Origin of the sequence: Cognatishimia activa, assembly GCF_026016445.1 — a bacterium.
GTDB lineage: Bacteria > Pseudomonadota > Alphaproteobacteria > Rhodobacterales > Rhodobacteraceae > Cognatishimia > Cognatishimia activa_B.
In genome coordinates this window covers 1701892-1727174 of record NZ_CP096147.1, presented here as the reverse complement: position 1 = coordinate 1727174, position 25283 = coordinate 1701892, and the positions used below count along the sequence as shown (strand labels likewise).

Sequence of the window (25283 nt, the reverse complement as noted above, 5' to 3'; positions counted from 1 at the left end):
CGCACGTAGCAAAGAGCGAAAACGTATACCCCGGCCTATTTGGCCGGGGTTTTTCGTTCCTATATCCCACTACGTTGTCAAAGCTTAGGAGCTGGGGTCGTCCTATCCGACGGTTGCCTTTGGAAAATATGGTTACTTCCGCACAATCCAGTATCGCCACTGTTGCTTTCCAGCGTGGCAGTTTACGCGCGCTTCTTTCGATCTGTATTTTGCTGATCGTGGGCAATGTGATGTCCGGCGGTTGGCAGGTCGCGATTAAATCCGAGCTTGGTGCTTTAGAACTCTCCTCATTTGTCTGCTTGTCATTTGCCGCTTTGATCGGATGCTCGTTTCACAAGAGCGGCTTGGTGAGGCTTTGGGCGATCCCTTACGTCTTTGCGTTTTTGGCTCTCAGAGAGATGGATTTCCAAAACTGGTGGTTCGACCCGGGTTTGTTGAGAACAGAAATATTCAGCGCACCCGTTCCGATTTGGCAAAAGCTTGTTTCGGCGAGCGCTATGGGCGTTATTGCTATCACTCTCATTAGCTTGTTGGTGAATGGCGCACGCCCGTTCTTGTCTGCGCTTTTCCAGGGTGACACATGGGCGCTGATTTTGGCGGCGAGCGGTGTTTTTGTTTCGCTCTCACTTGTTCTGGATGGGGTCGAGGCCAACCTGTCTGCAATTGGCCTGACGCTAGCTCCGGCTGCTTTGACAGTCGCCAGTTACATGGAAGAGATTATGGAGTTCGGCTTTGCCTTTTCTTTGGTCGCAGCATTGGTCGTGTTTGTGCGCAGTCAGATTGACCCCCATCGACGACCCCTTAGAACTATTTAGAGTGCTATCCTCCGCGCGCTGTTGAGCGCTAAAGAAGGCGGTTTCACGGACACATCTGGCTTCGGTAAAACAGCCAGGACCTGTTCGCAAAATAATGTTAAGAAAGCGACAGGACAGAACGACTTCGGGCCAGTCGATTGTTCTGTTCTGCTAGGTTTCTAGAAAGAACCCACAGATTTCGCGCATGCCTAGCGGAGCAATGAGCAAAGTTTCCAATGCGCGACATAGGATATGATTTACGACGCAAGTTAATCGCGAAATGTCGTATTCTCAACCTGCTTGTCTATCGTGTCAGGCTAATCCATGCGTAAGTTGCGGCGCACCGAAGGAGTTATGCGGTTATGGCCTACAAATCAGATATTGAAATTGCTCGCGAAGCGAACAAGCTGCCAATCCAAGAGATCGGCGCTAAAATCGGCATGTCTAACGATGACCTGCTGCCTTATGGCCACGACAAGGCGAAGGTAAGCCAGGAATTCATCAACTCTGTCAAAGACAAAGAAGATGGCAAGCTGATTCTGGTCACAGCGATCAACCCAACACCAGCTGGTGAAGGTAAAACCACAACCACGGTTGGTCTGGGTGACGGCCTGAACCGCATCGGCAAAAACGCGATGATCTGTATTCGCGAAGCCTCCCTCGGCCCGAACTTCGGCATGAAGGGTGGTGCTGCAGGTGGCGGCATGGCACAGGTTGTGCCTATGGAAGAAATGAACCTGCACTTCACAGGTGACTTCCACGCGATCACATCCGCGCACTCTCTGCTGTCCGCGATGATCGACAACCACATCTATTGGGGCAACGAGCAGGAAATCGACATCCGCCGCGTCGCATGGCGTCGCGTTGTTGACATGAACGACCGCGCGCTGCGTCAGATCACTGCGTCTCTGGGCGGCGTTTCCAACGGTTTCCCACGTGAAACTGGTTTCGACATCACTGTGGCCTCTGAGGTTATGGCGATCCTGTGTCTGGCAAACGATCTGCAAGACCTTGAGAAACGCCTGGGCGACATCATTGTTGCTTACCGTCGCGACAAGACACCAGTTTACTGCCGCGACATCAAAGCAGAAGGCGCTATGACTGTTCTGCTGAAAGACGCGATGCAGCCAAACCTGGTGCAAACTCTGGAAAACAATCCAGCCTTCGTACATGGCGGCCCATTCGCGAACATCGCGCACGGCTGTAACTCTGTCATCGCAACAAAGACTGCGCTGAAAGTCGCGGACTACGTTGTGACCGAAGCGGGCTTTGGTGCAGACCTTGGTGCCGAGAAGTTCATGAACATCAAATGCCGCAAAGCAGGCATCGCGCCTTCTGCGGTTGTTCTGGTTGCGACAGTGCGCGCAATGAAAATGAACGGTGGCGTTGCCAAAGCGGATCTGGGCGCGGAAAACGTTGACGCCGTGAACAACGGTTGTGCAAACCTTGGCCGTCACATCGAAAACGTGAAGTCCTTCGGCGTGCCTGTTGTGGTTGCGATCAACCACTTCGTGACTGACACAGATGCAGAAGTACAAGCTGTTAAAGACTACTGTGCAACCCACGGTGTCGAAGCGGTTCTGTCCCGTCACTGGGAGCTGGGTTCTGAAGGCTCTGCACCTCTGGCGGAAAAAGTTGTGGAAATCGTTGACGCAGATGCTGCAAACTTTGCACCGATCTACCCAGACGATATGCCGCTCTTTGAGAAAGTCGAAACCATCGCGAAGCGTATCTACCGCGCAGACGAAGTTCTGGCTGACAAGAAGATCCGCAATCAGTTGAAAGAATGGGAAGAAGCGGGCTACGGCAACCTGCCGGTTTGCATGGCGAAAACCCAGTATTCCTTCTCCACTGATCCAAACCTGCGCGGCGCGCCAACTGGTCACTCCGTTCCAGTGCGTGAAGTTCGCCTCTCTGCGGGTGCAGGCTTCATTGTGGTTGTTTGCGGTGAGATCATGACCATGCCAGGTCTGCCACGCAAACCAGCGTCAGAATCGATCCGCCTGAACGAAGAAGGTCAGATCGAAGGCTTGTTCTAAGCCCCTAGAAAAGCTACTGCGGTCCGAGAGCTTTCGGGCCGCAGGAGACTCAGATGACCACACCCAAAAAACCACATGATTGTTCATCAATGGAAGAGGTCCGTTCGGGCATCGACGCATTGGACAAGAAACTGGTTCAGCTCTTCAAGGAGCGGGCGGCGTTCATCGATCGAGCAACCGAACTGAAGCAAGGGAACGGCTGGCCAGCCCGCATTCCCGAACGCGTGGAAGAGGTTGTTGTGAATGCGCGACGCGAAGCTGAAGTACAGGGCTTGGACCCTGACTTGATCGAAAAGCTTTGGCGTCAGGTGATTGATTGGTCCATTGATCGGGAAGAAACCGGTCTGGGCCGCAAATAATTGGCATCGTCCGCAAGGAGAGAGTGATGACAGCAAATATTATCGACGGCAAAGCCTTTGCGGCGACCGTTCGCGAGAAAGTCGCAGGCCATGTCGCCCGCTTGAAAGAAGAGCATGGCATCACCCCGGGTCTGGCGGTTGTGCTGGTCGGCGAAGACCCAGCTTCCCAAGTCTATGTGCGCTCCAAGGGCAAACAGACCGTCGAAGCAGGCATGAACAGCTATGAGCACAAGATGGACGCGGACACCTCTGAAGAGGATCTGCTGGCGGTTGTTGAGAAGCTGAACAACGATCCAAATGTGCACGGTATTCTGGTTCAGCTACCGCTGCCGGGTCACCTGAACGAAGACCTGATCATCAACTCCATTGCGCCTGAGAAAGACGTCGATGGATTCCACATCTCAAACGTGGGTCTTTTGGGCACTGGTCAGAAATCCATGGTGCCATGTACACCACTGGGCTGCCTGATGATGCTGCGTGATTACCACGGCTCCCTGTCCGGCATGGACGCGGTTGTCATCGGTCGCTCCAACATCGTTGGTAAGCCGATGGCGCAACTGCTGCTGGGCGACAGCTGCACCGTGACGATCGCGCATTCCCGCACCAAAGACCTGCCAGAAGTTGTCCGCCGCGCAGACATCGTAGTTGCTGCTGTTGGCCGCCCTGAAATGGTTCCAGGCGACTGGATCAAAGAAGGCGCGACTGTAATTGATGTGGGCATCAACCGCATCGAACGCGACGGTAAAAACAAACTGGTTGGCGACGTGGACTTCGCATCCTGCGCCGAACGCGCTGGCGCCATCACACCTGTTCCAGGTGGTGTTGGCCCAATGACCATCGCTTGCCTCTTGGCAAACACCGTGACGGCCTGCTGCCGCGCAAACGGTCTGGCAGAGCCAGAAGGCCTGACCGCCTAAAAGAGATCGCTGCTTGCATTTTGAAGCGTCGGTGAGAGATCACCGGCGCTTTTCACGTTTTGGGGAATTCCTGTCGGAAATTCCCAATTCATTTGACCCATTTTCGCGCTCTGATAGACAAAGCGTTAATTTGACGTGATAATATTACATGCATCCGGGGCCGTGCAGAGTTCAATGATTGATACATTCAAAGACACTTATAAATCGCTGTTCTCAAAACTGACTATTTCAATTTGGGCGATTGCCTCCATTGGCTCGATTTTGGCGGGGCCCTTTGGAACATTTGAAAGTATGAGTTTTGCGTCGCGGTGTGCCTATTGGCCGCTTGTAACAACGAGCTCCATTCTGCTGGGGTATCTTGCGCATGCTCTGACACGTATGGTCTTTGACGATGGGGAAAACACCAAGAGCCGGATGATGGCCGGTACACTTGGGACGCTGTTCATCACCACAGATGTGTTCTGGTTATCGCGTCTCTTTAGTCCTGAACGTGCAAGTTCCGCCCCGTATCTGCAGCTCATGGGCTGGGTGGGCTTTGTCTTTTTTGCGGTGTTGCTTGCGCGGTCGATTTTTATGAATGCGGTACTTGAGACATCCAAATCAAGCGTAGCGACTGCGATTGAGTTGCCCCCGCATAGTTCGATAACGCAGGTAAGCTTGAAGCCACGACTGATGGAGCGGCTGCCAGAACTCAAAGACACTGAGGTCCTGCGCCTGTCTGCGAACGATCACTTTGTGCATGTATTGACCGCTGCGGGAGAGCACCCAATCCGTATGCGGCTGCGCGATGCGATTTCAGAAATGGACGGTGTGGAAGGGACTTTGGTCCATCGCTCGCACTGGGTCGCGCAAAGTGCCATGCAGGGCGTGCTCAAAGAGCAGGGCAAAGTCTATTTGCTGCTCAAAAATGGAGATCGCGTGCCGGTCAGCCGGAATTACCGCGCCGATGTCGAACAATTGGCCATTAGCGTTTCGCTTGACGGGGCAGGGGAACAATCCGAGGTGTCTGTCCAGTAACAATGGCTTTTGCCTCTGGACGCATCAGCTCACTCAGAACTGCTTCCGTACTGCGCAATCCGCCCGTGTAGGTGCCATAGGCAGGCATAATCACGCGATCTGCATCAAATAAGAAAGCAGGCCGGGAAATGCCGCGCAGCCGTGTTTGTACGCGCACCTTTGGATGGTAATGCCCAGAGATTTCACCGCTTTTGCCTGTTTCTGCGATGTGACGGAAGGTCAGCGGTGGTAGTGGCAGTTCTGCGAGGTGACTGCCGGGCAGTTCAACCGGTCCCGGATCGTGGTTGCCTTCAATCCAAACCCAGCGCCGTCCCGCTTGCAGGCGGTTGATCCAATTGCTTTCGCTCTCTGGCATGGCGTCAAGCACCTCCAGATCATCAAAACTGTCACCCAGACAGACAACCGTTTCCGCATTGGTGAAGCGCAGGTCTTGTTCAAGTCGGATCAGCGTGTCGCGCGTGTCATAAGGCGGCAAGGCGCTGCCACCCCGGCGCAGGATGCGTTCTGATTTCCCCAGATGTAGGTCTGAAATGCAAAGCAGGCTTTTATCCTGCCACCACAGCGCGCCCGATCCAAGCGCTGTGAGCTGCACACCAGCCAAAGAGAAATCCACGGTTTTCATGCGCTCATTGGTGACCTGATTCCGAGGTCATGACAAGCGATTAGGCAAGCCCGGCTGTCTCCATTAAAGCGGCTTCCTCTTCCGCCAGAAGCCGCTCTTCGGCACTGCCTGCCACAGTGACTTTGCCGACCTCCAATAAAAGCGGCGCTGCCAGCGGCGTGACATGCTCCAGAGTAATGTGATCAATCCGGTCTGCGACCCGATCCAGCATTTCATCAATGCGCGAGAAATCGACCATGCCGCGCATGGCTTCGTCACGCGTGATGCGCATCAGCAAATGATCTGGGTCGTATTTCTGCAGCGTATCATAGAGGATGTCGCTGGAAAATGTCGCCTGCCGCCCAGACTTGCGCTGCCCTTGCGTATTGCGCTCGATTAGCCCCGCAATGGTCGCAACGCCCCGAAAGGTGCGCTTCATCAAAGCGTTGCCGGCAAGCCACCCATCGAGCCCGTCATGCAGCGCATCTCTATCCAAAAGTGGTGCAGGATCAGTGACCGCATCGATGCCCCAGATCAACGTTGCATAATCGGTCGAGACAAAACCCATCGGTGCGAGCCCCAGCTCTTCCATGCGTTTGGTCAGCAGTAGCCCAAGCGTTTGCTGCGCATTGCGCCCGGCAAATCCATAAACGCAGAGATGATTGCGCCCATTGTGGGGGAAGCTTTCGATCAGCAACCGGCCGGGTTGCGGGAGCTCAGATATCTCTCGCTGCAAGGTCAGCCATTCAGCTGTGTGCCTTGGCAAATCAGGCCATGTCTCTTGCTGAAACAGGCGGAGGATACGTTGGGACAGCTGGGTGGAAGTTGAGAACTTTGTGCCGCCAAAGACCGCGACCTTGGGCTTTTTGCGCGCATCTTTGCTGACTTCTACAGTCATTTCGCGCAGGCCTTCGTATTTCACGATTTGCCCACCAATCAGAAAGGTGTCTCCGGGCAGCAATGAGGCTGCGAAATATTCCTCGACCTCACCAAGTGGTTTGCCACCACGGCTGCGCTTCATCCGCACCTTCAAAAGGTCGCTGTCCTGAATGGTGCCTGCATTCATACGGATTTTCGCGGCGGTGCGCGGATCACGGAGTTGCCACGCTCTATCGGGGCGCTGTTGCAGGCGTTGCCATTGATCATAGGCGCGAAGGGCGTATCCGCCGGTGGCGCAGAAATCGAGACAGGCGTCAAAAGCCTCGCGTGTCATGTCAGCGAAGGCACCAACCGAGGACATCTCTGCAAAAAGCTCATCTGCTTGGAAGGGCCCGGAGGCCGCGCGCAACAAGATATGCTGACAGAGGACATCCAAGGGACCAGCGCCACGCGTTTCACCGTCCAGATCGCGCTCTAAGACCGCTTGCAAAGCGGCGGTACACTCCACGACTTCAAACCGGTTGGCAGGCACCAATAGCGCCTTGGAGGGCGCATTGTAACGGTGATTGGCGCGGCCAATGCGCTGGACAAGCCGTTTCACATTCTTGGGTGCGCCGATCTGGATCACCAGGTCCACGTCCCCCCAGTCGATGCCCAGATCAAGGCTCCCTGTGCAGACAATCGCCCGCAGATCACCGCGCACCATGGCAGCTTCGACCTTTTGGCGCTGTTCGCGATCCAGACTGCCATGATGAATGCCAATCGGCAGCCCGTCCTCATTGGCAAGCCAGAGCTTGTGAAAGAAGATTTCAGCCTGCGCGCGGGTGTTGTGAAAGATAAGTGTGGTCTTATGCTGTTTGATCTGCTCCAGCACCGCTGGGATCGCATAGGCCGCGCCACCACCCGCCCAAGGAGGGGCTTCCTCGGTGATCAGCATCGCGATGTCAGGATCAGGGCCGGGGTCTGCGTGGAGGATGTCGCAAGGGTCAGGATGCCGCGCCAATAGCCCGGCGATTTCATCGGGGTTATCGACGGTGGCTGAAAGCCCGACACGGCGCAGATCAGGGCAGATCGCTTGAAGGCGTGCCAAGGCCAGCATCAGTTGGTCGCCGCGCTTGCTTTCCGCCAGTGCATGGATTTCATCGACCACCACGCGTTTCAGGCCCTTGAAGGTGCGCTCGGCATCTTCATAGCTTGTCAGTAGGGCAAGACTTTCTGGTGTGGTCAGCAGGATATGCGGCGGGTCAGCGCGCTGGCGTTTCTTTTGAAAGTTCGATGTATCCCCGGTGCGGTCCTCGATCCGAATATCGAGCCTCAACTCATCCACGGGCGTGCGCAGGTTGCGTTTGATGTCTGCCGCTAAAGCCTTCAGGGGCGAGACATAAAGCGTGTGCATACCCTCATGAGACACTTCAGAGAGATCAACGAGTGTTGGGAGAAAGCCGGCCAATGTTTTACCGCCCCCTGTCGGGGCAATCAGCATTAGCGAAGGGTCATCCGCGCGATCGAGCATCTCCTGCTGATGCGGATGAATGTGCCAGCCTTTGCTGGCAAACCAAGCGTCAAATCGCTTCGGCAGCGTGGGCATGTGTTATTGCGTGTCCGCAGGCGCGCAGAAGAGGCGGTACATCATGCCGATGACCTCTGCAGTGCGCGCGTCTTTCAGAGAATAGTAGATGGCCTTACCGTCGCGCCGGGTCGAGACGAAGCCCTCATCCCGCAGGCGTGCCAGCATCTGGCTCACGGCGGCCTGCCGCAAGTCCAACAGACCTTCCAGCTCACCCACTGATTTTTCACCACCGCTCAGATGGCAAAGGATCATCAAACGCCCACCATGTGCGAGGGTTTTCAAATAGCTCGCAGCGGCTTCTGCGTTGCGCGCCATATCTTCGGCTGGGATCTGCACTTTCTGCATCGGGGCCTTGGTCCTTGGTCTTTTGAGAGTGATACCACGGTACAGGATTGAGCGCGAGCTTGGTTCTTCTAACTACACCTGATCTAGCGAGAAACGATTTCCAATGCTGAGGCCGCGCAAAGACAGGCTTGAGGCAGGCAAATCGAAAGCATATGCGCCGGGTCTTTCGTGATTGTCTCATTAAGACCGCTACTCAATAGATGCAGTTGCCCTAGACTGGTGCAATCTGGGTAGGCCTCAGACAACCTATTGCAGATCAAAGCAGCAGCGGCAGAAACTGCTTCGGGCTGCATCGGTTGCTCACACAGAGGTAGGCGCAGAGCATCCGCCAGTGGTTTCGCGACGTTCAAACCGGCGCTCATGTGAAGGCCAATGGCAGAAGAACGTGCTTCGCTCAAAGCAGCGGTCATGGCCGCCTTGTCGATTTGGCCGTTCTCAATCTCTGCTATACGCTTATCGCAATAGCTCAGGAACTGACGTATGCGGAGAGCCAATGCGACGGCTTCAATCTCATCGGGGTTCACATCGTGCAGGATGAATTTGGAGTGCTCTGGTGCCTCCATCGCTTTGGCAAAGGCTTTGGCGACAGCCTCAGCAAAGCCCCCCGTGAGCATGTCTGCCGCCAGACCAGCTGGGTCGATCTGCACTTCCATGCCACTGCGATGGATGAAGAAGGCTGAATCTTCAGGGACAATCTCCAATTCTCCCTGAACTTTTGCCAATGATCCTTCGACCAAGAGAACCGCACGCACCGCGGCGCTGTCACTGAAGAGGCGTGCAGCTTCTCCTGTAGGGAAAGAGGTCACAAACATAGGGCTGTCAAAGATGGAAGCGGCCATAGGTCTCTCGTTATCTGCGTTTAAGCGTGGCCGATGCGCTTGAGAAAACCTGTCACGGCCTCCGCAAAAGCTTCGGGTTGGTCAATTGGCGGCAGGTGACCGGATTTGCGCAGGAGGGCGAAATCTGATCCGGGGATCAGCCCCACGGTCTCACGGGTCATATCTTGCGGGACAAAGCGATCCTCTGCGCCACCGATGCCAAGGCAAGGCAGACGCAGGCCACTGGTTGGTGTGTAGAAATCTGTGCCCATCAGCGCTGCAAAGCTGCCTGCCAAGCCATCTGATGCAGTGTTGATAAAGGATTCCAGAATGTCTTCGTGCTGACCATTCGTCAGGGCTGCACGGTGAAACCAGATTTGCATCATCCGCAAAGCAAGCTTTGCCTGATCACCCTCGGTGATCTCATCAATCATGGCCTGCCAATGGGGCGGATGGCCGATCTTGGCAGCGGTATTACACAGGACAAGCCCTCGCACCTGATCCAGCCGTTTCACCGCAAGCCCCTGAGCAATCATGCCACCAAGCCCCACGCCAACGACGACAGCATCGCGGATTTTCTCCCGCTCTAGGACCATCTCAACATCTTTGATCATGGCACCCATAGAGTAGGGTGGAGCAGGGCAGTCAGAAGCCCCATGCCCGCGCAAGTCCATGCGGATCACATGCAGTGTTTCGGGTAGGAGCGGCAGAACCGCGTCCCATAGGTGCAGGTCACCACCAAAAGTGTGCAACAAGACAATCGGAGCGCCGATTTTTGGCCCGGAATGTTGGACGTTGAGGGCGATCTCGCCTTTGCCTGAAGTCATCGTCTGTTCTTAGTCTGCTTTGCCGATCCGCATATGCGCCATGATCTGACCATGGTCAGAGGCCAGCTTATTATAAGGCGCTTCTGGGTGGCTGCCATCCGTCAAATGGTCATTGAACACACTAAAATATTCCATCTCACCAACAGCCTGTGGATTTTCAGGATTGAAGTGACGGCTGAGGTAAATCTGGTCGATGCTTTCATGCACGCCGCCAAAAGCGGTCGTATAAACCATGTCGCGTAGGCTCTTGCGAACAAAGAACTTTTCGGCAGGAGTCAGTTGCAGTTTCAGCAGGGCGGCTCGGATTTTGGTGTCTTCCTCTTCGCTGTAGCGATCACGCGGGGTTTCTGCATCATGGCGTAGCATCCAGGCATAATTCTTAAACGGGGCCTCTCCAGAGATGATTTCGGAACTGACGGCATGTTCGCCGTCATTGAAATCGCCGGTGACCATAACAGGGCGGCCAAGTTCGAGTTCCTCCACTATTGCCCTGCGCAACACCCAGGCCTCCGCCATACGACGGACTGCAGCTCGCATTGAGCCGAGCGCGCGCCCAACAGCATCATATTGGGTGAGATCCGCCTCTGGTGGGAATTCCGCGCCTTCGGGGGTGATGAATTCCCCCAGTTTGGATTTCAGATGGCAATTGAAGACCGTCACAACCTGATCCCCAACAGGAATGCGGACCTTCAGGATCGGGCGACTGATCTTCGTGATCTCAAAATGCCCGGCATCACCTCCGCCAAGTTCCTGAAAAGGGATTTGAACGGGCTCTGCAAGTTCCTGGATGATCTCAGGCTTTTCCGCAAAACCAAAGCGGCTCAGGACAGCGACACCCGGACGGCGTTTGCCAGGCTCTCCGGTGTCGTTGATATTGGGCGCGAAGGCTACAGCGGCGTCTTTATAGCCATCAAACCCGAGTTTTTTGAAGATGGCTTTGCGGTGATAGCGTTTGTCACGTCCGGGAATGACCGCGTCATTCAGTTCCGCTCCGCGACGGTCGGCCTCAGAGATGACATCCGTCAGGGCCTCTTCTTCGAAAATTTCCTGAAAGCCGACAATATCCGCGTCCATCGACAGCAGCTGATCCGCCATCCAATCGACCTTCCAAGCGTATTCCTCAGGCGTATAGCTTTGGAACCGATAGTATTCTTTATCAGCTCCAATCAGGTTTTTGACATTGAATGAGGCAATCGTGAAACGGGTCATAGGGCACCAGAAAATACTTGTTCGAGGTGAAGTTAACCCACTGCCTGAACATTACAAACCGGCATTCTGCTTTTGCTGACAGATTTTGTCAGAGGTCTATGCGGCCTTGAGTTGAGTGATCCATTCTCGCAGCGCCGCAAGAGATTCAGGTTCATCCAGATAGGGGATATGACCGCGATCTTTGACTTCGGCCATGATGGCGCTGGGCATGGCTTCGGCCATCTTTGCAAACGTCTCGGCGCTTAAAATATCTGAACCTTCGCCGCGGATCACGGTCACCGGGATGTCAGAAAACGCAGTGAAGAAGGGCCAAAGATCGGGTGCTTCCTGCTTTTGTGCTTCCATCACCGCATCTCGAAGCTTTGGGTCATAGGTCAACGCCAATCCGTTTTCGGATTGCCGATAGAGCTTTTCGACTTCTTCACGCCAGCGGGCCTCTGGAACGTTCTTAAAGGTCGTCATGGCTCTGGCGCGTTTTTCCGTGGCTTCAGACAGAGTTTTCCAAGTAGGGGGGCACCCAAGATATACATTTATGAATTGCAGACCGCGTGGATCGATCTCTGGCCCAATGTCATTGAAGGCAACGCCCAGTAAGCGCTCTTTCGCGAAAGCTCCAATTGTCATGGCGCATAGCCCGCCTCGCGAGCTGCCAAGCACGGCAAATTTCTCGATGCCAAGATGATCCATCAATTCCAGCGCATCCATGCTTTCGCGAGGGATGTTGTAGGTCGTGAAGTCCTCTGCCCAATCGGAGCGGCCGCGCCCGCGATAATCCATTTTGATCAGGCGAACACCTTGAAGATGATCGTCAATGTAACTGAAATCACTGGAGTTTCGGCTGAGTCCTGAGAGGCAGAGCACAGGTACTCCTTCGCCCCAATCCGTGAAGTAGAGCGTCAAACCATCGGTCGTTTTGAAGTTAGGCATCAGGAATCCGTAAGTGCAGGAATGTCAGTTAGGTCGGACAATAGATGCTGTGGATGGTGAGGCAAGCGATCAACCGGCTCCTTTGCGCGATTGACCCAGACAGTTTGAAACCCAAATCCCGTCGCACCTGCCGCGTCCCAGCCATTGGACGACGCAAAAAGGACTTCTGCAGGCTGACAGTTAAAACGTTTTAGAACCAGATCGTAGACACGGGAATCGGGCTTGAAAATTCCGACGTCCTCGACGCTGAGGCAGTCATCCAAGACATCCCCAATACCGGCACTGTCAATGGCCGCTTGCAACATTTTGGGCTCGCCATTTGAGAGGATGGCCGTGTTCAGCCCCTTGTCTTTCAGGGCCTGCAGCATTGCCGGTACTTCGGGGTAGGCGGAAAGCTCCCAATAGAGCTGCAACAACCGCTCCCGTAGTTTTGGATCGCTCAGCCCAGAAGCTTCTAGCGCCCAGTCCAATCCATCCTGCGTGACTTGCCAGAAATCGGTGTGCTCTTTGGTGATTGCACGCAGCCAAGTGTACTGCAGCTGCTTAAGTCGCCAATCTGACGCCACTTTGGGCCAGGTATCGACCAAGGCCTCATACCCTGGCTCCTGTGCGGCTTCTCGCGCTGCAGCTGAGACGTCAAACAAAGTGCCATAGGCATCAAAAATACAGGTGGTGATGGTCATTTTGGCCCTCCTGATCCCAACTTGGCGGTGTGTAAGGGAAAGTCAATCATCCGGTTGGCAATGACGGTGCGTCAGAGTAGGGTGCGCGCTTTAGGCCCAGTCATATCAAGTGATATTGGGCGAAACCCTAGGTTAGGACACCATATGACAGCGGCAAAATCGGGCGATACCGTCCGCATTCACTATACCGGCACTCTGGATGACGGCAGTGTTTTTGACAGTTCAGAGGGACGTGATCCGCTGGAATTTACTCTTGGCTCTGGCATGGTCATCAAAGGTTTTGATGACGGTGTGACCGGCATGACCGTGGGCGAAAAGAAAACCGTGAACATTCCTTGCGCAGATGCTTATGGCCCGGTGCGCGAAGAAATGCGTCAGGATGTGCCGCGCGAGCAAATCCCAGCGGAAATTCCGCTAGAGGTTGGCATGACCCTGCAAATGCAATCCCCAGACGGGCATGTATTGCCGGTGAAAGTCACTTCATTTGATGATGCCACAGTGACCTTGGACGCCAATCATGAGTTGGCAGGCAAAGACCTGACCTTTGCACTGGAGCTTGTATCCGTCGGTTGATCGGGGGCGTCTAGTTCCAAGGAATGTCGGCAAGCCACTCTTTGACTGCATTCACCGCAGCAGATCCCAATTGGCTGTTGTGTGACATAAGCCAGACATCTCGTTTTGGCATTGGAGGCGTCCCGGCGGGGCGCACCAACTCCCGCAACCTCTGATCCATCGCGGCAACCCTTCGGGGAAGGATAGATTTTCCGACCCCCGCGGCGATGGCTTCAATTGCGGTTTCCGCATCAGCAACACGTAGCGGCGAGGAGTCATCCTTTCCCTGTGCCAATGCAGCATTCAGCCATACCGCCTGCGGAAAGCTCGCTTGGCTTTCATCATAGATGATCCAATTTGAGCGATCTGATTTGTCGCTATCCGCACTGCCTTGTCCAAATACTGCGTAATTCAGCTGACCAATGCGGCGTGCCGAGGTTTTCAAACCACCAGAAACGGGCCGCGCCAGTCGAATTGCGAGATCAGCTTCGCGTTTGGTGAGGTCAATGTTGCGGGTTTCGGGGATCAGCTCCAGCACCAGTTCCGGGTGTTTGCTATGTAGTCGATGCAGTTCCGGAACCAGAATGCGGTTGATCACGAGGGGGACGGCGCTGAGCCGGACCGTGCCAACCGTCGCTGCTTTATTGCCCGCAATTTCTAAAATCGTAGAGACCTGCTGCTCGATGACTTCGATGTGGTCCAGGATCAAAAGACCAATGTCCGAGATTTCATATCCCGAATTGCCGCCTTTCTGAACCAGCTTCACGCCTAGCTTTTCTTCAAGCGTGGCCACCCGTCTTGCTACGGTGGTTTCGCTTACGCCAACCTTTCGGCCAGCTTCCGTGTAAGAACCGGTGCGGTGCATCGCCAGCACGTATCGAAGGTCGTTCCAGGTTATATCCTGCATTTTTGCAGAATGACTCAGCAATATTGCTGATGCAAGCGCCAATTTTGCTGTGCTATCGGAGTGTCAGGCGAGGTTTGGGAGGACGTGTCATGAAATATGTAGTGCTTTTTGAGGACAATCCGGAGACGGATGTCACTGTACGTTTGAGTTACCTGCCTTTGCACCTGAAGTTTCTTCAGAGAAATGCAAAAAAGATCGCTGCCGCCGGTGATCTTTCGGATACGCAGAATAACGGGGCTGGTGGGCTCTGGGTGATGAATGCGGAAGATGAAGACGAGGTTGTGCGCTACGTGCGTGAAGATCCGTTCTGGCCGACTGGCTTACGCAAGTCTTTCCGCATTATGAAATGGAGCCAGACTCTGACTGAAACGCTGGATTCCAAGATCCCATCTCCGAAATACGCCTGAATGGTCTTCGTAGATCTTTGGTCTGCACCCAAAAAGAAAGCCCGGCATATGCCGGGCTTTCTTTGACTTTTTTTCAATTTACTAGAGATTTTCTGATTGCGGCATGCCCAAGACGTGGTAGCCGCCATCGACCCGAATGATCTCGCCTGTTGTGCAGGCCCCCGCATCAGACGCAAGATAGACTGCTGTCCCACCGACGGCTTCCAGCGTCGCGTTGGACCGCAGCGGAGCGTTCTGTTCGGTCTGACGATAGGTCTTGCGCGCGCCACCGATTGCTGCACCAGCCAGGGTTTTCATTGGACCCGGAGAGATCGCATTTACGCGAATGCCGTCTGGACCAAGATCGTTCGCAAGGTAACGCGTTGTCGCCTCCAGAGCAGCCTTTGCAACACCCATGACGTTGTAGAACGGCGTCACGCGGTTTGAACCCTGATAGGTGAGGGTCAGCAAAGTGCCGCCATTTTCTTTCATCAAAGGATGTGCACGGCGTGCAACTTCAATGAAAGAGTAGGCTGAGATATCCAGCGAATTCTTAAAGTTCGCGCGTGTGGTATCCACAAAACGGCCTGTCAGCTCATTTTTGTCAGAATAGGCAATTGCGTGAACAACAAAGTCCAAAGTGCCCCAGCGCTCAGTGATCTGGGCGAAGGCATTGTCCAGCGACGCATCATCGGTGACATCCACATCCACCATGAAATCACTGCCTACGCTCTCAGCCAAAGGCGCAAGGCGCTTCCCGAAACCTTCGCCTTGGTAGGTGAACGCCAGTTCTGCACCTGCTTCGTGCATCGCCTGTGCAATGCCCCAAGCGATGGAGCGGTTATTGGCAACGCCCATAATCAGGCCGCGTTTGCCCTTCATTTGATCCGACATGGTCAAATTCCCTGCTTATCCGTTGTATTTCGACATGATCATGGAGCCGTTGGTACCGCCAAAGCCAAAGCTGTTGGTCATAACACTATCCAGGCCCGCGTTTTCCACGAGTTTCGTGGCGATCTCGCCTTCGTTGATGCCCTCTGCCAGCGTCTCAACATTGATCGATGGCGTGATGAAATCATTCTCAAGCATCAGAAGGCAGAAGATGGCTTCCATTGCGCCCGCCGCACCCTGACCGTGGCCGGTCATGGATTTGGTGGAGCTGATCGGAGGAACAGAGCCTTCGCCAAAGACGCGGCGTACCGCTTCGACTTCGCCCACGTCACCGACTGGTGTCGATGTGCCGTGCGCGTTGATATAGCTGACTTTACGGCCTTCTGGCAGGGTTTGCAGGGCCAAACGCATCGCGCGTTCGCCGCCTTCACCCGATGGGGCCACCATGTCGTGACCGTCAGAAGTGGCTGCAAAACCAGTGACTTCTGCGTAGATTTTTGCGCCACGTGCTAGGGCGTGATCCAGATCTTCCAGAACCACGATGCCACCACCACCGGTAATCACAAAACCATCGCGGTCTTGGTCAAAGGCGCGGGAGGCTTTGGTTGGCTCGTCATTCTTTTTCGATGACATCGCGCCCATCGCGTCAAAGAGACAGGACAGCGTCCAGTCAAGCTCTTCGCCACCACCTGCAAACATCACGTCCTGTTTGCCCATCATGATCTGTTCAGCCGCGTTGCCGATGCAGTGCAGGGATGTAGAGCAGGCAGAGGTGATGGAGTAGTTGATGCCTTTGATCTTAAAGGCCGTCGCAAGGTTGGCCGAGATTGTGGAGCTCATGCACTTTGGAACAGCGAAAGGCCCAATACGTTTGGTTGCACCGGTTTTTGCTACCGTTTGGTGCGCTGTCAGCATCGCGGAGGTGGATGGGCCACCAGAGCCCGCCACCAGACCTGTACGTTCGTTCACAACCTGATCTTCGCTTAGCCCAGCATCCGCAATGGCTTGGCTCATCGCAATATGCGCATAGGCCGCGCCCGGACCCATGAAGCGCAGGGTGCGTTTGTCGACGTGTTCTGACACATCGATTTTCAGAGTGCCAGCGACCTGGCTGCGAAACCCGTGTTCCACCATTTCAGGGCTGGCTTCGATCCCGGATTTTCCTGCACGCAGACTCGCGACAACTTCTTCCGCGTTATTGCCGATTGAGCTTACAATGCCCAATCCGGTGACGACGACACGACGCATACGTGCACTCCTTTGTTATTTGAAACTTGTTTAGGACAACCGCGAGGGAGCGGCAAGGCTTGGAGGCCGAATGCCTTGATAGAAAGGTCTATAGAACTAAAAAAGGCCACCAGAAGGCGGCCTTTCAATTGGGTTTATCCGGGCTTACGCCTCAGACAACGCAACCTTCATGTCTTTGACTTCATAGGCCACTTCGCCATCGATTTTTACGATGCCATCAGCAACACCCATGGTCAGGCGACGGGTTTGAACAGCCTTGGTGAAGTCGATTTCATAGGTCAGCAGTTTGCTTTCCGGGCGTACCATGCCTTTCAACTTCACTTCGCCCACACCCAGCGCGTAGCCGCGGCCTTGCCAACCGCGCCAGCCGAGGTTGAAACCGGTCAGCTGCCACAGGCCATCAAGGCCAAGACAGCCCGGCATGATCGGGTTGCCTGGGAAGTGGCATTCAAAGAACCAAAGATCAGGGGTGATGTCGAATTCCGCCAGAACATGGCCTTTGCCGTGCGCGCCGCCGTCACCGGAGATTTCAGTGATGCGGTCCATCATCAACATCGGAGGAGCCGGCAATTGCGCGTTACCGGGGCCGAATAATTCGCCACGGGCGCATTTCAGAAGATCCTCTTTGTCGAAGCTGGTTGGAAAATCGGCCATACAGGCATGTCCCCTTTGTAATTCTGTCGTTTTCTTCCTGTATCACTGGCTTTGCAGCGGGTGCAAGGGCAGGGGATGATCTGGTGAAAATCGGGATTTCAACTGCAAATGATTTTCAATTGAATTCGCGCCGGTGAAACCATAGACTTACCGGAATAGATGACAGGTCCAGGCAGATGAATATCAACCCAGTTCAGATTGGCACCCAATGGTTGACCGATGGCGGAGTGCGCCCAACACGTCAGCGTGTTGCACTCGCAGCTCTGTTGGTTGGCGATGGCAAGGACCGTCACGTCACCGCAGAAAGCCTGTTTGCCAAGGTCAAAGACCACGGAGATAGCGTTTCTCTGGCGACCGTCTACAACACTCTTCGGGCGTTTTGTGACGCGGGTCTTATGCAGGAAATCACTGTCGATGGATCGAAGAGCTATTTTGATACCAATACCCATGATCACCCGCATTTCTTCTGGGAGGATGAACGGGCGCTCACTGACGCACCGGCGGAGCAATTGAAAATCATGTCCTTGCCTGAGGCACCTGAAGGGGCGGAGATTTCTAAAGTGGACGTTGTTATTCGTTTGCGTCGCAAGTGATCCAATAGAAATGATGGAGGCCTATGGGCCTCTTTTTTTTGGCCAAAGGCCCTTATTGTTGGGGTAGGGCCAACAACAGAATTTTGGGAGCCGTGCGCGACGGCGTCCGAAATACGCGGACCTAGGCGAGCGCTGCTTGCTCCCGTTCGCTATAACGCGCTCGCAACCAAGCGAGCCTAACAAAATGGAGGGACAAAATGGCAAGTCTTCTGTCAGTCATCATTACCTTTGGCATCATCATGGCCTTGGTAATGGTCGCGTTCTGTGTGGTGAAATGGTGGAATGTCAAAGCAATTGGCGTCACTCCTGTGCCGCTTTTCACATTCATCGCTATCCTGTTCACATCCGGCTTAGACGTTGGATTGATCATGTTTCCGCTTGGGGAATTCCCGGTTTATGCGGATCCTGAGAACGCAGAATACGCATTCACAAACCCGCTTTCGATTGAATTTGGGTTCTGGGGCTTTTTGATCTGGAGCTTCTACTTCCTGACCAGTTTCTACTTCTGTGTTGTGGAACCAAAGGTGAAGTTCTTTGAAATTCCTATTGTGCGGATTGTGAACAACATCGTGATCATTGGTACCTGTGCCTTCACAGCAAGCCTCTTCCTGATCTACCTGCCGTTCTACATTCCTGAAATTGGCGATGGTGAAACTGTTGTGCCTGCCTTCTATGTGATTGTTTTCCTGACAATTCTCGCAGCAGCCTATTCAAGTACGGATATTAAATACGTTCGTATCCTCAGCCTTGCATCCAGCTTTCTCTTTGCCGGTCTTGTTATCTTCATGTGGCTCTACGCAAAGATGGGTTTTGGCGGTCTTTTCGGCAACCTCGGAGAGCTGGCAAGCGGTTACTTTGGCAACATCCATCGCTTTGCAGCGCCGATCAATGACTACCATGAGTTCTATCTCTTCTGGTGGTTTGCCTGGTCGATTATGATTGGTCAGTTTACCTCTCGCTTCGTGGGTGGTCTCAGAACGCAGACTCTTCTTGTCGCACTCCTGGTGATCCCATCCATTCCTTTGGCGATCTGGTTCTCTGTTCTGTATTTCTACTACCAGAATGGCATCGATACCTCTGGTCTCGTGAACTTCTGCATGATCGTTGTCGGTATCACCTTCGTGGTGAACTCTCTGGACAGTTTGATCCGCCTCTATTCGGACAACCTGTCTCTGACCGTGAAACGCCTTGGTCGCGTGCCATATATCGCCATGAACGTTGCGATCCTTTTTGGTCTAACATTGGCCTTCCAAAGCCAGTGGCTGCAGATTCAATGGGTCGGCGCGATTGTGGTTGGCATTTACGTGGCCTGTATCCTCTACATCGCACTGCGTAAGCGTCCTGATGTCATGAGCATCAAGGCCTCTCCGGAAGAGAACACACTCGACTTCGACAAGATCGAAACAGTGCACTGATCTTACGGATCATAAGAAACGGAAAACCCGCCAATCGGCGGGTTTTTTATTGGAGTCAATAAAAAGGGTTTAGAACCACTGACCCGGTTCCATCAGGCCCAAATCCAAGAGCTGACGGGAATGCCATTCAAAGGGTACGGAGTTGTGCCATTTGAAACTAGGAATATCAAAGGTGCTACCCGGATTGGTTTTCAGAGCCTTCGCCGTGCGGAAGGAACAGACAGATGCGGTGATGTTGTTGTGCCATTCACAGCTGAATGTGTTCATTTCCTCATCTGACATGGTGAAGTCAGACCTCAAATCCACACCTTCCGTGGCGCGGAAAATGGAGATCCGGTCGATCTTGCGACGAACCTGCGGAATATGCTCTTCATAGCGCCAACGCAGACCACCATAGAAATTCAACTGACGTTCTTTCGGGTGGTTGTGGTTTTCTTTGTCATGACGGGAGAGGGCGTAATAGCCGGTCTTGTCCATCAAAGCGCTTTCGATGGACACCGCATTGGGGTGTTCCCAGAGATTGTCCGCGTAAAGATCAATCACATAGCTCAGCATAGCACTGCGGCGCTCTTCGGCGTGGAAGGCCAGCATCTCGCCAATGGTGCGTGTCTCACAGAAAGGGAAGAGCAGGTATTCAGCGTTAAAGCAGTAATAAAGCCATTGCCCTGGTACCTGCCGGGCGACCTTGTTGACCATATCGATCATGTCCTGCCCGGTGGTCTTTTCGCAATCCACGCGGATGACATCTTCGCTGACGTCATAGGCCATTTTGAAGGCTGCAGGCATAAATGCGATCACCTGGCTAAAGCCCAAATCTACATGGTGGCGCAGTGTGGTGTCGATTTCGACCTGATCTTCCACAAAAATCAGCGCCAATGGTCCCTTTTTAATCAGGGCCTTATCTTTGGACACAAGGTCATCAAATGAGGTGAAACGCATGGGCCTGCTTTTGTTTGTCTGCTCTTAGTTGATGTTAAATTCGGTTAATTTGACGTGCATTGCAAGCCAGTGTGAAACTGATATACGGAAGCGCCTTGAAACCGCGAGTATCTCTCATGTCCGATCCAAAGAAATTGTTCATCAAGACTTATGGCTGTCAGATGAATGTCTATGACAGTGAACGCATGGCGGAAGCCATGGGTGGGGCAGGATATGAGACCACGGATACGCCAGATGACGCGGATATGATCCTGCTGAATACCTGCCATATTCGTGAGAAAGCGGCAGAGAAAGTCTATTCCGAACTTGGGCGTTTCAAGGGCCTGAAAGCTGAAAAGCCTGACCTGAAGATCGGTGTGGCGGGCTGTGTGGCTCAGGCAGAAGGCCAGGAGATTATGCGCCGCCAGCCGATGGTTGATCTGGTTGTGGGCCCGCAGGCCTATCACCGTCTGCCAGAGATGGAAGAAAAGACCCGCGCTGGTGAAAAGGCGCTGGATACGGATTTCCCGGAAGAAGATAAATTTGAGAAACTCAAAGGTCGCTCCAAAGCCAAACGCGCACCAGCGGCATTCCTGACTGTCCAAGAAGGTTGCGATAAATTCTGCGCCTTCTGTGTGGTGCCTTACACCCGCGGGGCAGAGGTCTCTCGCCCAGCATCCCGCGTCATTTCTGAGGCGCAGGATTTGGTTGAACGTGGCGTGCGCGAGATCACGCTGCTCGGTCAGAACGTGAATGCCTATCATGGCGAAGGCCTGAAGGGCGGCACAATGTCTTTGGCTGATTTGATCTGGGAGCTCGACAAGGTCGACGGGCTTGAGCGCATCCGCTTCACCACCAGCCACCCGAATGACATGCAGGACGATCTGATTGCTGCCCATGGCGAATGCAAAAAGCTGATGCCGTATCTGCACCTACCTGTGCAGTCTGGCAGCGACAAGATCCTTAAGCGCATGAACCGCAGCCACACAGCGGAAAGCTATATCCGCCTGATCGAGCGTATCCGCGCGGCGCGCCCTGACTTGCTGCTCTCTGGTGACTTCATTGTCGGTTTCCCGGAAGAGACCGAGGAAGATTTCCAAGCCACCATGGATTTGATCAAAGAGGTCAAATACGGGCAGGCCTATTCATTCAAATATTCCACGCGTCCGGGCACCCCGGCTGCCGAACGCCCATTGGTGGATGAAGCTGAAGCGAGCGACCGTTTGCAACGCCTTCAAGCGCTGCTGTCTGAGCAACAAAAAGAGTTGCAAGACGCTATGGTGGGGCGTGAAGTGTCAGTGCTCTTTGAAAAAGAGGGTCGCTTGGAAGATCAGATGGTGGGAAAATCCGACTATCTGCACGCCGTGCACGTCGCCGGTTCTGGCGCCGCGATTGGTGATATTCGCAAGGTGAAAATCGTGGAAAGCGGTACCAACTCGCTGAAAGGCGTTGCGATTTAAGCAGCAGACTTAGCGCAGCTTGAACGCGCTATAGCCACAGCTTAACCGCGACGTGGCCGTGTGTTTTGGTAGCTCGATGATTTCGATACGCTCAAAGCCCGAGGTCGCGAGCCAGCCCGCTGCCGTCTTCGGCGAGGCGCGCTGGGTGCGCCACATCAATTGAATCGCGGCGCCTGCAATTGTGTTTCTCGTGATGCAAATCAGCAGTTGTCCACCCGGCCGGAGCACGCGCAACATTTCTCGCAATGCATCAGAAGGCTCGCAAAGATGCTCAACAACATGTCCGCAGACAATTAGATCAAAGCTATTATCTGCAAAGGGCAGGTCGCAGGCATCAGATTGCAACAGACGTAAGGCAGCACACTTACTGCTTAAGCGATCTTCAGCAACTTCAAGCATTGAGGGTGAAATATCGACGCCGGTTAAATCAATGTCCCGACCTAGGGTTCGCAAAAGAGCCGAAGACAACACCCCAGTGCCAATTCCAATATCAAGCACTTTCATGGGGTGATCGATCGTCTGGGTCGATACGGCTGCCGTAAGTGTGCCATAGGCATCATCAAGTCCCAGCCGTTGGGTTTTTCGGGTCCATGATGTGGCTGCACGATCGTAAAACTCTTTGAGACGATGGTCTTCCCAAGCATGACGCCTGAGACTTATCTCCCAACTGCCAATGCGAAGCGCGCCAATATCGAACCATGTCTTAGCGGCGCGATAGTAGGAGGTGGGCTCAGACATGGCTTGCCTCATTTTTGGACATGGGTTCAGTAACCCGCCAGCGTGAGGCAATCCAAAAGATGAGGCCGAAGGTAAAGATCTCGACAGTTGCGAAAACAAAGTCATCTGGATCACTTGGTTGACCTAAATAAACACCGATAGTGGCCAAGACCGGAAAGATCATGTTAAGGATGCGCGCCGCACGATTGGGTAGGGCGAATGAGGCGGGGATGGCCAAAAGATACAGCACCACACCGAATGAGCCTGCAAACAAGACCTCCTCGGTAACAGGATTTCCATTCAGATATCCCGACGAAATTTCTGCGAGGGCGCTCGCGGTGGTCAACTCGTGAATGTCCCGGAAAAGGATATTGAATGTGGCAAAGACCCAAAGCATCGCAAGCAACGATCCTTTGTTCTCTTGGGAATGTGGCGACAGCATTGGGGGCTCCTAATTGAGTTTCGCCACACATTTATTTCATCTATATTGGAATGGAATTCTATATTTCTACATGAAAGGTATGCGTCTATAGATGAAATGGGATGCGCTTTTATATGACTGGAACCATGTGCGTGCGTTCTTGGCGGTTGTCGAAGAGGGGTCCCTCTCTGGCGCAGCACGAAAGCTGAAATTGACCCAGCCGACGCTCAGTCGACAAATCGGAGGTTTTGAGGAGGATTTGGGGCTGACGTTGTTTCTGCGTGGAACACGTCGCATGGAGCTGACCGAGGCGGGCACGGCCTTGCTAGAAGATGTCCGTCAGATGGCAGAGGCGGCAATGCGTATCGCATTCGTGGCGAGCGGGCAGTCTGAATCCGTTTCGGGCACTGTGCGAATATCCTGCAGTGACGCCATGGCTGCCTATATCATGCCCGACATCATCGCGATTATTCGAGAGAAATACCCAGACATTCATGTCGATCTAAGGGCCTCCAATGATGTCAGTGATCTGTTAAGACGCGAAGCAGACATTGCCGTGCGCCATATCAGACCCGAGCAGCCTGAACTGATCGCCAAGAAGCTTGGCAACCTGTCTCCGTACTTTTACGGCACCAAAGCTTATCTAGGCACGCTTGGCCCAGTCGAATCCCCGGCTGATCTCTCGCAGGCCGATTTCGTGGGCTATGAAAGCGCCGAGCGGTTCATTCCACAGTTTAAAGCGCTGGGCATTTCCGTTGATGCGACCAATTTCAAAATCACCACGATGGACGGGGTGTCCTATTTTGAATTGGCGCGGCGAGGATTAGGCATCGCCATACTGCCAAAAGAATACGCCATTAGGTTTGCTGAATTTCAGTGCGTTCTGCCTCAAGTTCCCCTTGGAGAGATGCCGGTTTGGCTTACAACCCATAGGGATCTAAATACCAATATGCGCATTCGGCTCGTCTATGATGTGTTGAGCCAAGAGTTGTTGCAACAAAGCTCACAATCCTAGTTGTGACCACCACATCTAGTATTATTCCTTCACATAGGCCAAAAATTTGCTAGAGTACCTTTATTACAGGACTTCGAATACCCGTGCCGATTCAAATAAACGGGGGATACGGGGCAAGCAGAGGGTAAGATCGTGGCAGTTACATTGAATGCAACCGCGCGCAAGCTGTTGGGAGGGGCCATGATCGCAGCCATGGCCGCCACAGCATTTAGCAGCGCGGCAATCTCACAAACCAAAACAGTGCGTGCGCAGGATTATACGCCGGGTATCTGGGTTGACCCAGATGGCTGTGAGCATTGGGTCATGGATGACGGTGCTGAGGGCTATATGAGCCCGCATCTGACACGACAGGGTCTGCCTGTTTGTCGTGAAGGCAATATGTGCGGCGAGCTGAGCTCTGACCAATTCTTCAAATCCGGCAGCTCTGCGCTAAGCGCTTCCGGACGTGCGCAGATCAAGCAGTTCTTCCAGACCGCAGGCGCACAGTATTACATCGTCATGGGGCACACAGATAGCCGCGGCAGCGATGAGGCCAATATGGCCCTAAGCTTCCGTCGCGCGACCGCTGTGGCCAAGGTAGGCCAATCCGCTGGCGCTGATATTGCTGACGTCCGGGCCTACGGCGAGCGCATGCCACGCGCAAGCAACCGTTCATCTGCGGGCCGGGCTGAAAACCGCCGTGTTGAAATCATGTGCATCCGCTAAGGGGGACGGGTCATGAAAGCATTGAAACTATGTGTCGCTCTGGCTGCTGTCTCCACATTGGCTGGGTGCTTCGGCGAAGAAAGCGGCGGCGAGATCACAGATAAAACCGTCGATGGCGGCTATGACGCCAAGCCACTGACTGATCTGGTCGCTGGCATCTGGGTTGATCCAAACGGCTGCCATCACTGGATCATCGATGATGGCAACGAGGGTTATATGGACGCTCGACTGGATCGCTACGGCAAGCCTGTTTGCGCACCAATTGCGCCACCAAACACAGCCACAGGTGCCTATAAAGAAGGCACATTCTTCAACGACCCAGCGTAAGCTAGGATATTGAATTTAATAAAGTTTCTGAAAGATCGCGTGAGTATTTCACGCGATCTTTTTTTGTAACGATTGGGTGAATTTTAACC

Annotated in this window: 28 protein-coding genes; 13 read left to right on the top strand and 15 right to left on the bottom strand. The window is 53.8% G+C overall.

Annotated features, from left to right (window positions below; translation table 11 throughout):
* The first annotated feature begins 128 nt into the window (after positions 1-128).
* The 5 genes from M0D42_RS08605 (at position 129) to M0D42_RS08585 (ending at position 5126) form a co-directional block, all read left to right on the top strand.
* Positions 129-815: a hypothetical protein gene (locus M0D42_RS08605; RefSeq protein ID WP_265018207.1), complete on the top strand. Its 687-nt coding sequence runs from the start codon at positions 129-131 to the stop codon at positions 813-815.
* Positions 816-1156: 341 nt separating this feature from the next.
* Complete coding sequence (locus M0D42_RS08600) at positions 1157-2833, top strand: formate--tetrahydrofolate ligase (RefSeq protein ID WP_265018206.1); 1677 nt, start codon at positions 1157-1159, stop codon at positions 2831-2833.
* Positions 2834-2886: 53 nt separating this feature from the next.
* Positions 2887-3192 carry a chorismate mutase gene (locus M0D42_RS08595; RefSeq protein ID WP_265018205.1) on the top strand — a complete coding sequence of 102 codons (306 nt, stop codon included), beginning with the start codon at positions 2887-2889 and terminating at the stop codon, positions 3190-3192.
* A 26-nt stretch (positions 3193-3218) separates the two neighbouring features.
* Complete coding sequence (gene folD, locus M0D42_RS08590) at positions 3219-4109, top strand: bifunctional methylenetetrahydrofolate dehydrogenase/methenyltetrahydrofolate cyclohydrolase FolD (protein WP_265018204.1); 891 nt, start codon at positions 3219-3221, stop codon at positions 4107-4109.
* 174 nt (positions 4110-4283) lie between these two features.
* On the top strand, positions 4284-5126 hold the full coding sequence (locus M0D42_RS08585) for a LytTR family DNA-binding domain-containing protein (protein ID WP_265018203.1): 843 nt from the start codon (positions 4284-4286) through the stop codon (positions 5124-5126).
* Here M0D42_RS08585 and pdeM read toward each other — a convergent pair.
* The 8 genes from pdeM to M0D42_RS08545 all read right to left on the bottom strand — a co-directional run bounded on the left by pdeM (position 5074) and on the right by M0D42_RS08545 (position 12985).
* On the bottom strand, positions 5074-5748 hold the full coding sequence (gene pdeM / locus M0D42_RS08580; protein WP_265018202.1) for a ligase-associated DNA damage response endonuclease PdeM: 675 nt from the start codon (positions 5746-5748) through the stop codon (positions 5074-5076). The genes M0D42_RS08585 and pdeM overlap by 53 nt on opposite strands.
* Before the next feature lie 40 nt (positions 5749-5788).
* On the bottom strand, positions 5789-8194 hold the full coding sequence (locus M0D42_RS08575) for a ligase-associated DNA damage response DEXH box helicase (RefSeq protein WP_265018201.1): 2406 nt from the start codon (positions 8192-8194) through the stop codon (positions 5789-5791).
* A gap of 3 nt (positions 8195-8197) precedes the next feature.
* Entirely contained in the window at positions 8198-8521 is a 324-nt protein-coding gene (locus M0D42_RS08570) for an ArsR/SmtB family transcription factor (RefSeq protein WP_265018200.1), read from the bottom strand.
* Between the two features lie 83 nt (positions 8522-8604).
* Positions 8605-9360, bottom strand: a complete 756-nt coding sequence (locus tag M0D42_RS08565; RefSeq protein WP_265018199.1) for a hypothetical protein — start codon at positions 9358-9360, stop codon at positions 8605-8607.
* Positions 9361-9380: 20 nt separating this feature from the next.
* The gene (locus M0D42_RS08560; RefSeq protein WP_265018198.1) at positions 9381-10166 is read right to left on the bottom strand and encodes an alpha/beta fold hydrolase; all 786 of its coding nucleotides are present in this window, start codon (positions 10164-10166) and stop codon (positions 9381-9383) included.
* 9 nt (positions 10167-10175) lie between these two features.
* The gene (locus M0D42_RS08555; RefSeq protein WP_265018197.1) at positions 10176-11375 is read right to left on the bottom strand and encodes an endonuclease/exonuclease/phosphatase family protein; all 1200 of its coding nucleotides are present in this window, start codon (positions 11373-11375) and stop codon (positions 10176-10178) included.
* 96 nt (positions 11376-11471) lie between these two features.
* A complete protein-coding gene (locus M0D42_RS08550; protein WP_265018196.1) occupies positions 11472-12302 on the bottom strand; it encodes an alpha/beta fold hydrolase in 831 nt (276 codons plus the stop codon).
* Positions 12302-12985 carry a haloacid dehalogenase type II gene (locus M0D42_RS08545; protein ID WP_265018195.1) on the bottom strand — a complete coding sequence of 228 codons (684 nt, stop codon included), beginning with the start codon at positions 12983-12985 and terminating at the stop codon, positions 12302-12304. Before M0D42_RS08545 ends, M0D42_RS08550 begins: the two co-directional genes overlap by 1 nt.
* A 144-nt stretch (positions 12986-13129) precedes the next feature.
* Between M0D42_RS08545 and M0D42_RS08540 the strand changes: the two genes are divergently transcribed.
* Positions 13130-13558 carry an FKBP-type peptidyl-prolyl cis-trans isomerase gene (locus M0D42_RS08540; RefSeq protein WP_265018194.1) on the top strand — a complete coding sequence of 143 codons (429 nt, stop codon included), beginning with the start codon at positions 13130-13132 and terminating at the stop codon, positions 13556-13558.
* Positions 13559-13568: 10 nt separating this feature from the next.
* Here the strand turns inward: M0D42_RS08540 and M0D42_RS08535 are convergent, their stop codons facing one another.
* Positions 13569-14444, bottom strand: coding sequence for a LysR family transcriptional regulator (locus tag M0D42_RS08535; RefSeq protein WP_265018193.1), 876 nt, complete (start codon positions 14442-14444; stop codon positions 13569-13571).
* A gap of 89 nt (positions 14445-14533) precedes the next feature.
* Here M0D42_RS08535 and M0D42_RS08530 point away from each other — a divergent pair, with 89 nt between their 5' ends.
* Positions 14534-14851: a YciI family protein gene (locus M0D42_RS08530; RefSeq protein WP_265018192.1), complete on the top strand. Its 318-nt coding sequence runs from the start codon at positions 14534-14536 to the stop codon at positions 14849-14851.
* Positions 14852-14932: 81 nt separating this feature from the next.
* Here the strand turns inward: M0D42_RS08530 and M0D42_RS08525 are convergent, their stop codons facing one another.
* The 3 genes from M0D42_RS08525 to fabA all read right to left on the bottom strand — a co-directional run bounded on the left by M0D42_RS08525 (position 14933) and on the right by fabA (position 17623).
* Positions 14933-15724, bottom strand: coding sequence for an enoyl-ACP reductase FabI (locus M0D42_RS08525; protein ID WP_265018191.1), 792 nt, complete (start codon positions 15722-15724; stop codon positions 14933-14935).
* A 15-nt stretch (positions 15725-15739) separates the two neighbouring features.
* Positions 15740-16969, bottom strand: coding sequence for a beta-ketoacyl-ACP synthase I (gene fabB, locus M0D42_RS08520; protein WP_265018190.1), 1230 nt, complete (start codon positions 16967-16969; stop codon positions 15740-15742).
* A gap of 144 nt (positions 16970-17113) precedes the next feature.
* Positions 17114-17623 (bottom strand): bifunctional 3-hydroxydecanoyl-ACP dehydratase/trans-2-decenoyl-ACP isomerase, encoded by a 510-nt coding sequence (gene fabA / locus M0D42_RS08515; RefSeq protein ID WP_265018189.1) that lies wholly within the window; start codon positions 17621-17623, stop codon positions 17114-17116.
* A gap of 176 nt (positions 17624-17799) precedes the next feature.
* On the opposite strand from fabA, the gene irr reads away from it, so the two are divergent.
* Positions 17800-18216 (top strand): Fur family transcriptional regulator Irr, encoded by a 417-nt coding sequence (irr, locus tag M0D42_RS08510; RefSeq protein WP_265018188.1) that lies wholly within the window; start codon positions 17800-17802, stop codon positions 18214-18216.
* 209 nt (positions 18217-18425) lie between these two features.
* Positions 18426-19631 (top strand): BCCT family transporter, encoded by a 1206-nt coding sequence (locus M0D42_RS08505; protein WP_265021126.1) that lies wholly within the window; start codon positions 18426-18428, stop codon positions 19629-19631.
* A 69-nt stretch (positions 19632-19700) separates the two neighbouring features.
* On the opposite strand, the gene M0D42_RS08500 is transcribed toward M0D42_RS08505, so the two are convergent.
* Positions 19701-20570 (bottom strand): hypothetical protein, encoded by an 870-nt coding sequence (locus tag M0D42_RS08500; RefSeq protein ID WP_265018187.1) that lies wholly within the window; start codon positions 20568-20570, stop codon positions 19701-19703.
* Positions 20571-20686: 116 nt separating this feature from the next.
* On the opposite strand from M0D42_RS08500, the gene miaB reads away from it, so the two are divergent.
* On the top strand, positions 20687-22009 hold the full coding sequence (gene miaB / locus M0D42_RS08495; RefSeq protein ID WP_265018186.1) for a tRNA (N6-isopentenyl adenosine(37)-C2)-methylthiotransferase MiaB: 1323 nt from the start codon (positions 20687-20689) through the stop codon (positions 22007-22009).
* Positions 22010-22018: 9 nt separating this feature from the next.
* Here miaB and M0D42_RS08490 read toward each other — a convergent pair whose 3' ends face one another.
* On the bottom strand, positions 22019-22747 hold the full coding sequence (locus tag M0D42_RS08490) for a class I SAM-dependent methyltransferase (protein WP_265018185.1): 729 nt from the start codon (positions 22745-22747) through the stop codon (positions 22019-22021).
* A complete protein-coding gene (locus tag M0D42_RS08485) occupies positions 22740-23168 on the bottom strand; it encodes a DUF6326 family protein (RefSeq protein ID WP_265018184.1) in 429 nt (142 codons plus the stop codon). The genes M0D42_RS08490 and M0D42_RS08485 overlap by 8 nt, the downstream gene beginning before the upstream one ends.
* A 91-nt stretch (positions 23169-23259) precedes the next feature.
* Between M0D42_RS08485 and M0D42_RS08480 the strand changes: the two genes are divergently transcribed.
* The 3 genes from M0D42_RS08480 (at position 23260) to M0D42_RS08470 (ending at position 25194) form a co-directional block, all read left to right on the top strand.
* On the top strand, positions 23260-24162 hold the full coding sequence (locus M0D42_RS08480) for a LysR family transcriptional regulator (RefSeq protein WP_265018183.1): 903 nt from the start codon (positions 23260-23262) through the stop codon (positions 24160-24162).
* A gap of 192 nt (positions 24163-24354) precedes the next feature.
* Entirely contained in the window at positions 24355-24867 is a 513-nt protein-coding gene (locus M0D42_RS08475) for an OmpA family protein (protein WP_419195969.1), read from the top strand.
* Between the two features lie 12 nt (positions 24868-24879).
* Positions 24880-25194 carry a hypothetical protein gene (locus M0D42_RS08470; RefSeq protein ID WP_265018182.1) on the top strand — a complete coding sequence of 105 codons (315 nt, stop codon included), beginning with the start codon at positions 24880-24882 and terminating at the stop codon, positions 25192-25194.
* The last annotated feature ends 89 nt before the right edge of the window (positions 25195-25283 follow it).

Coding starts and splice junctions, on each gene's coding strand:
- M0D42_RS08525 (WP_265018191.1), bottom strand. CDS start 15,724: ATGTCGGATCAAATGAAGGGCAAACGCGGCCTGATTATGGGCGTTGCC.
- M0D42_RS08500 (WP_265018187.1), bottom strand. CDS start 20,570: ATGCGTTTCACCTCATTTGATGACCTTGTGTCCAAAGATAAGGCCCTG.
- M0D42_RS08600 (WP_265018206.1), top strand. CDS start 1,157: ATGGCCTACAAATCAGATATTGAAATTGCTCGCGAAGCGAACAAGCTG.
- M0D42_RS08605 (WP_265018207.1), top strand. CDS start 129: ATGGTTACTTCCGCACAATCCAGTATCGCCACTGTTGCTTTCCAGCGT.
- M0D42_RS08575 (WP_265018201.1), bottom strand. CDS start 8,194: ATGCCCACGCTGCCGAAGCGATTTGACGCTTGGTTTGCCAGCAAAGGC.
- fabB (WP_265018190.1), bottom strand. CDS start 16,969: ATGCGTCGTGTCGTCGTCACCGGATTGGGCATTGTAAGCTCAATCGGC.
- M0D42_RS08475 (WP_419195969.1), top strand. CDS start 24,355: ATGGCCGCCACAGCATTTAGCAGCGCGGCAATCTCACAAACCAAAACA.
- M0D42_RS08485 (WP_265018184.1), bottom strand. CDS start 23,168: ATGCTGTCGCCACATTCCCAAGAGAACAAAGGATCGTTGCTTGCGATG.
- M0D42_RS08535 (WP_265018193.1), bottom strand. CDS start 14,444: ATGCAGGATATAACCTGGAACGACCTTCGATACGTGCTGGCGATGCAC.
- M0D42_RS08570 (WP_265018200.1), bottom strand. CDS start 8,521: ATGCAGAAAGTGCAGATCCCAGCCGAAGATATGGCGCGCAACGCAGAA.
- M0D42_RS08490 (WP_265018185.1), bottom strand. CDS start 22,747: ATGTCTGAGCCCACCTCCTACTATCGCGCCGCTAAGACATGGTTCGAT.
- M0D42_RS08585 (WP_265018203.1), top strand. CDS start 4,284: ATGATTGATACATTCAAAGACACTTATAAATCGCTGTTCTCAAAACTG.
- M0D42_RS08565 (WP_265018199.1), bottom strand. CDS start 9,360: ATGGCCGCTTCCATCTTTGACAGCCCTATGTTTGTGACCTCTTTCCCT.
- miaB (WP_265018186.1), top strand. CDS start 20,687: ATGTCCGATCCAAAGAAATTGTTCATCAAGACTTATGGCTGTCAGATG.
- folD (WP_265018204.1), top strand. CDS start 3,219: ATGACAGCAAATATTATCGACGGCAAAGCCTTTGCGGCGACCGTTCGC.
- M0D42_RS08480 (WP_265018183.1), top strand. CDS start 23,260: ATGAAATGGGATGCGCTTTTATATGACTGGAACCATGTGCGTGCGTTC.
- M0D42_RS08555 (WP_265018197.1), bottom strand. CDS start 11,375: ATGACCCGTTTCACGATTGCCTCATTCAATGTCAAAAACCTGATTGGA.
- M0D42_RS08560 (WP_265018198.1), bottom strand. CDS start 10,166: ATGACTTCAGGCAAAGGCGAGATCGCCCTCAACGTCCAACATTCCGGG.
- M0D42_RS08595 (WP_265018205.1), top strand. CDS start 2,887: ATGACCACACCCAAAAAACCACATGATTGTTCATCAATGGAAGAGGTC.
- pdeM (WP_265018202.1), bottom strand. CDS start 5,748: ATGAAAACCGTGGATTTCTCTTTGGCTGGTGTGCAGCTCACAGCGCTT.
- M0D42_RS08540 (WP_265018194.1), top strand. CDS start 13,130: ATGACAGCGGCAAAATCGGGCGATACCGTCCGCATTCACTATACCGGC.
- M0D42_RS08550 (WP_265018196.1), bottom strand. CDS start 12,302: ATGCCTAACTTCAAAACGACCGATGGTTTGACGCTCTACTTCACGGAT.
- M0D42_RS08470 (WP_265018182.1), top strand. CDS start 24,880: ATGAAAGCATTGAAACTATGTGTCGCTCTGGCTGCTGTCTCCACATTG.
- M0D42_RS08530 (WP_265018192.1), top strand. CDS start 14,534: ATGAAATATGTAGTGCTTTTTGAGGACAATCCGGAGACGGATGTCACT.
- fabA (WP_265018189.1), bottom strand. CDS start 17,623: ATGGCCGATTTTCCAACCAGCTTCGACAAAGAGGATCTTCTGAAATGC.
- M0D42_RS08545 (WP_265018195.1), bottom strand. CDS start 12,985: ATGACCATCACCACCTGTATTTTTGATGCCTATGGCACTTTGTTTGAC.
- irr (WP_265018188.1), top strand. CDS start 17,800: ATGAATATCAACCCAGTTCAGATTGGCACCCAATGGTTGACCGATGGC.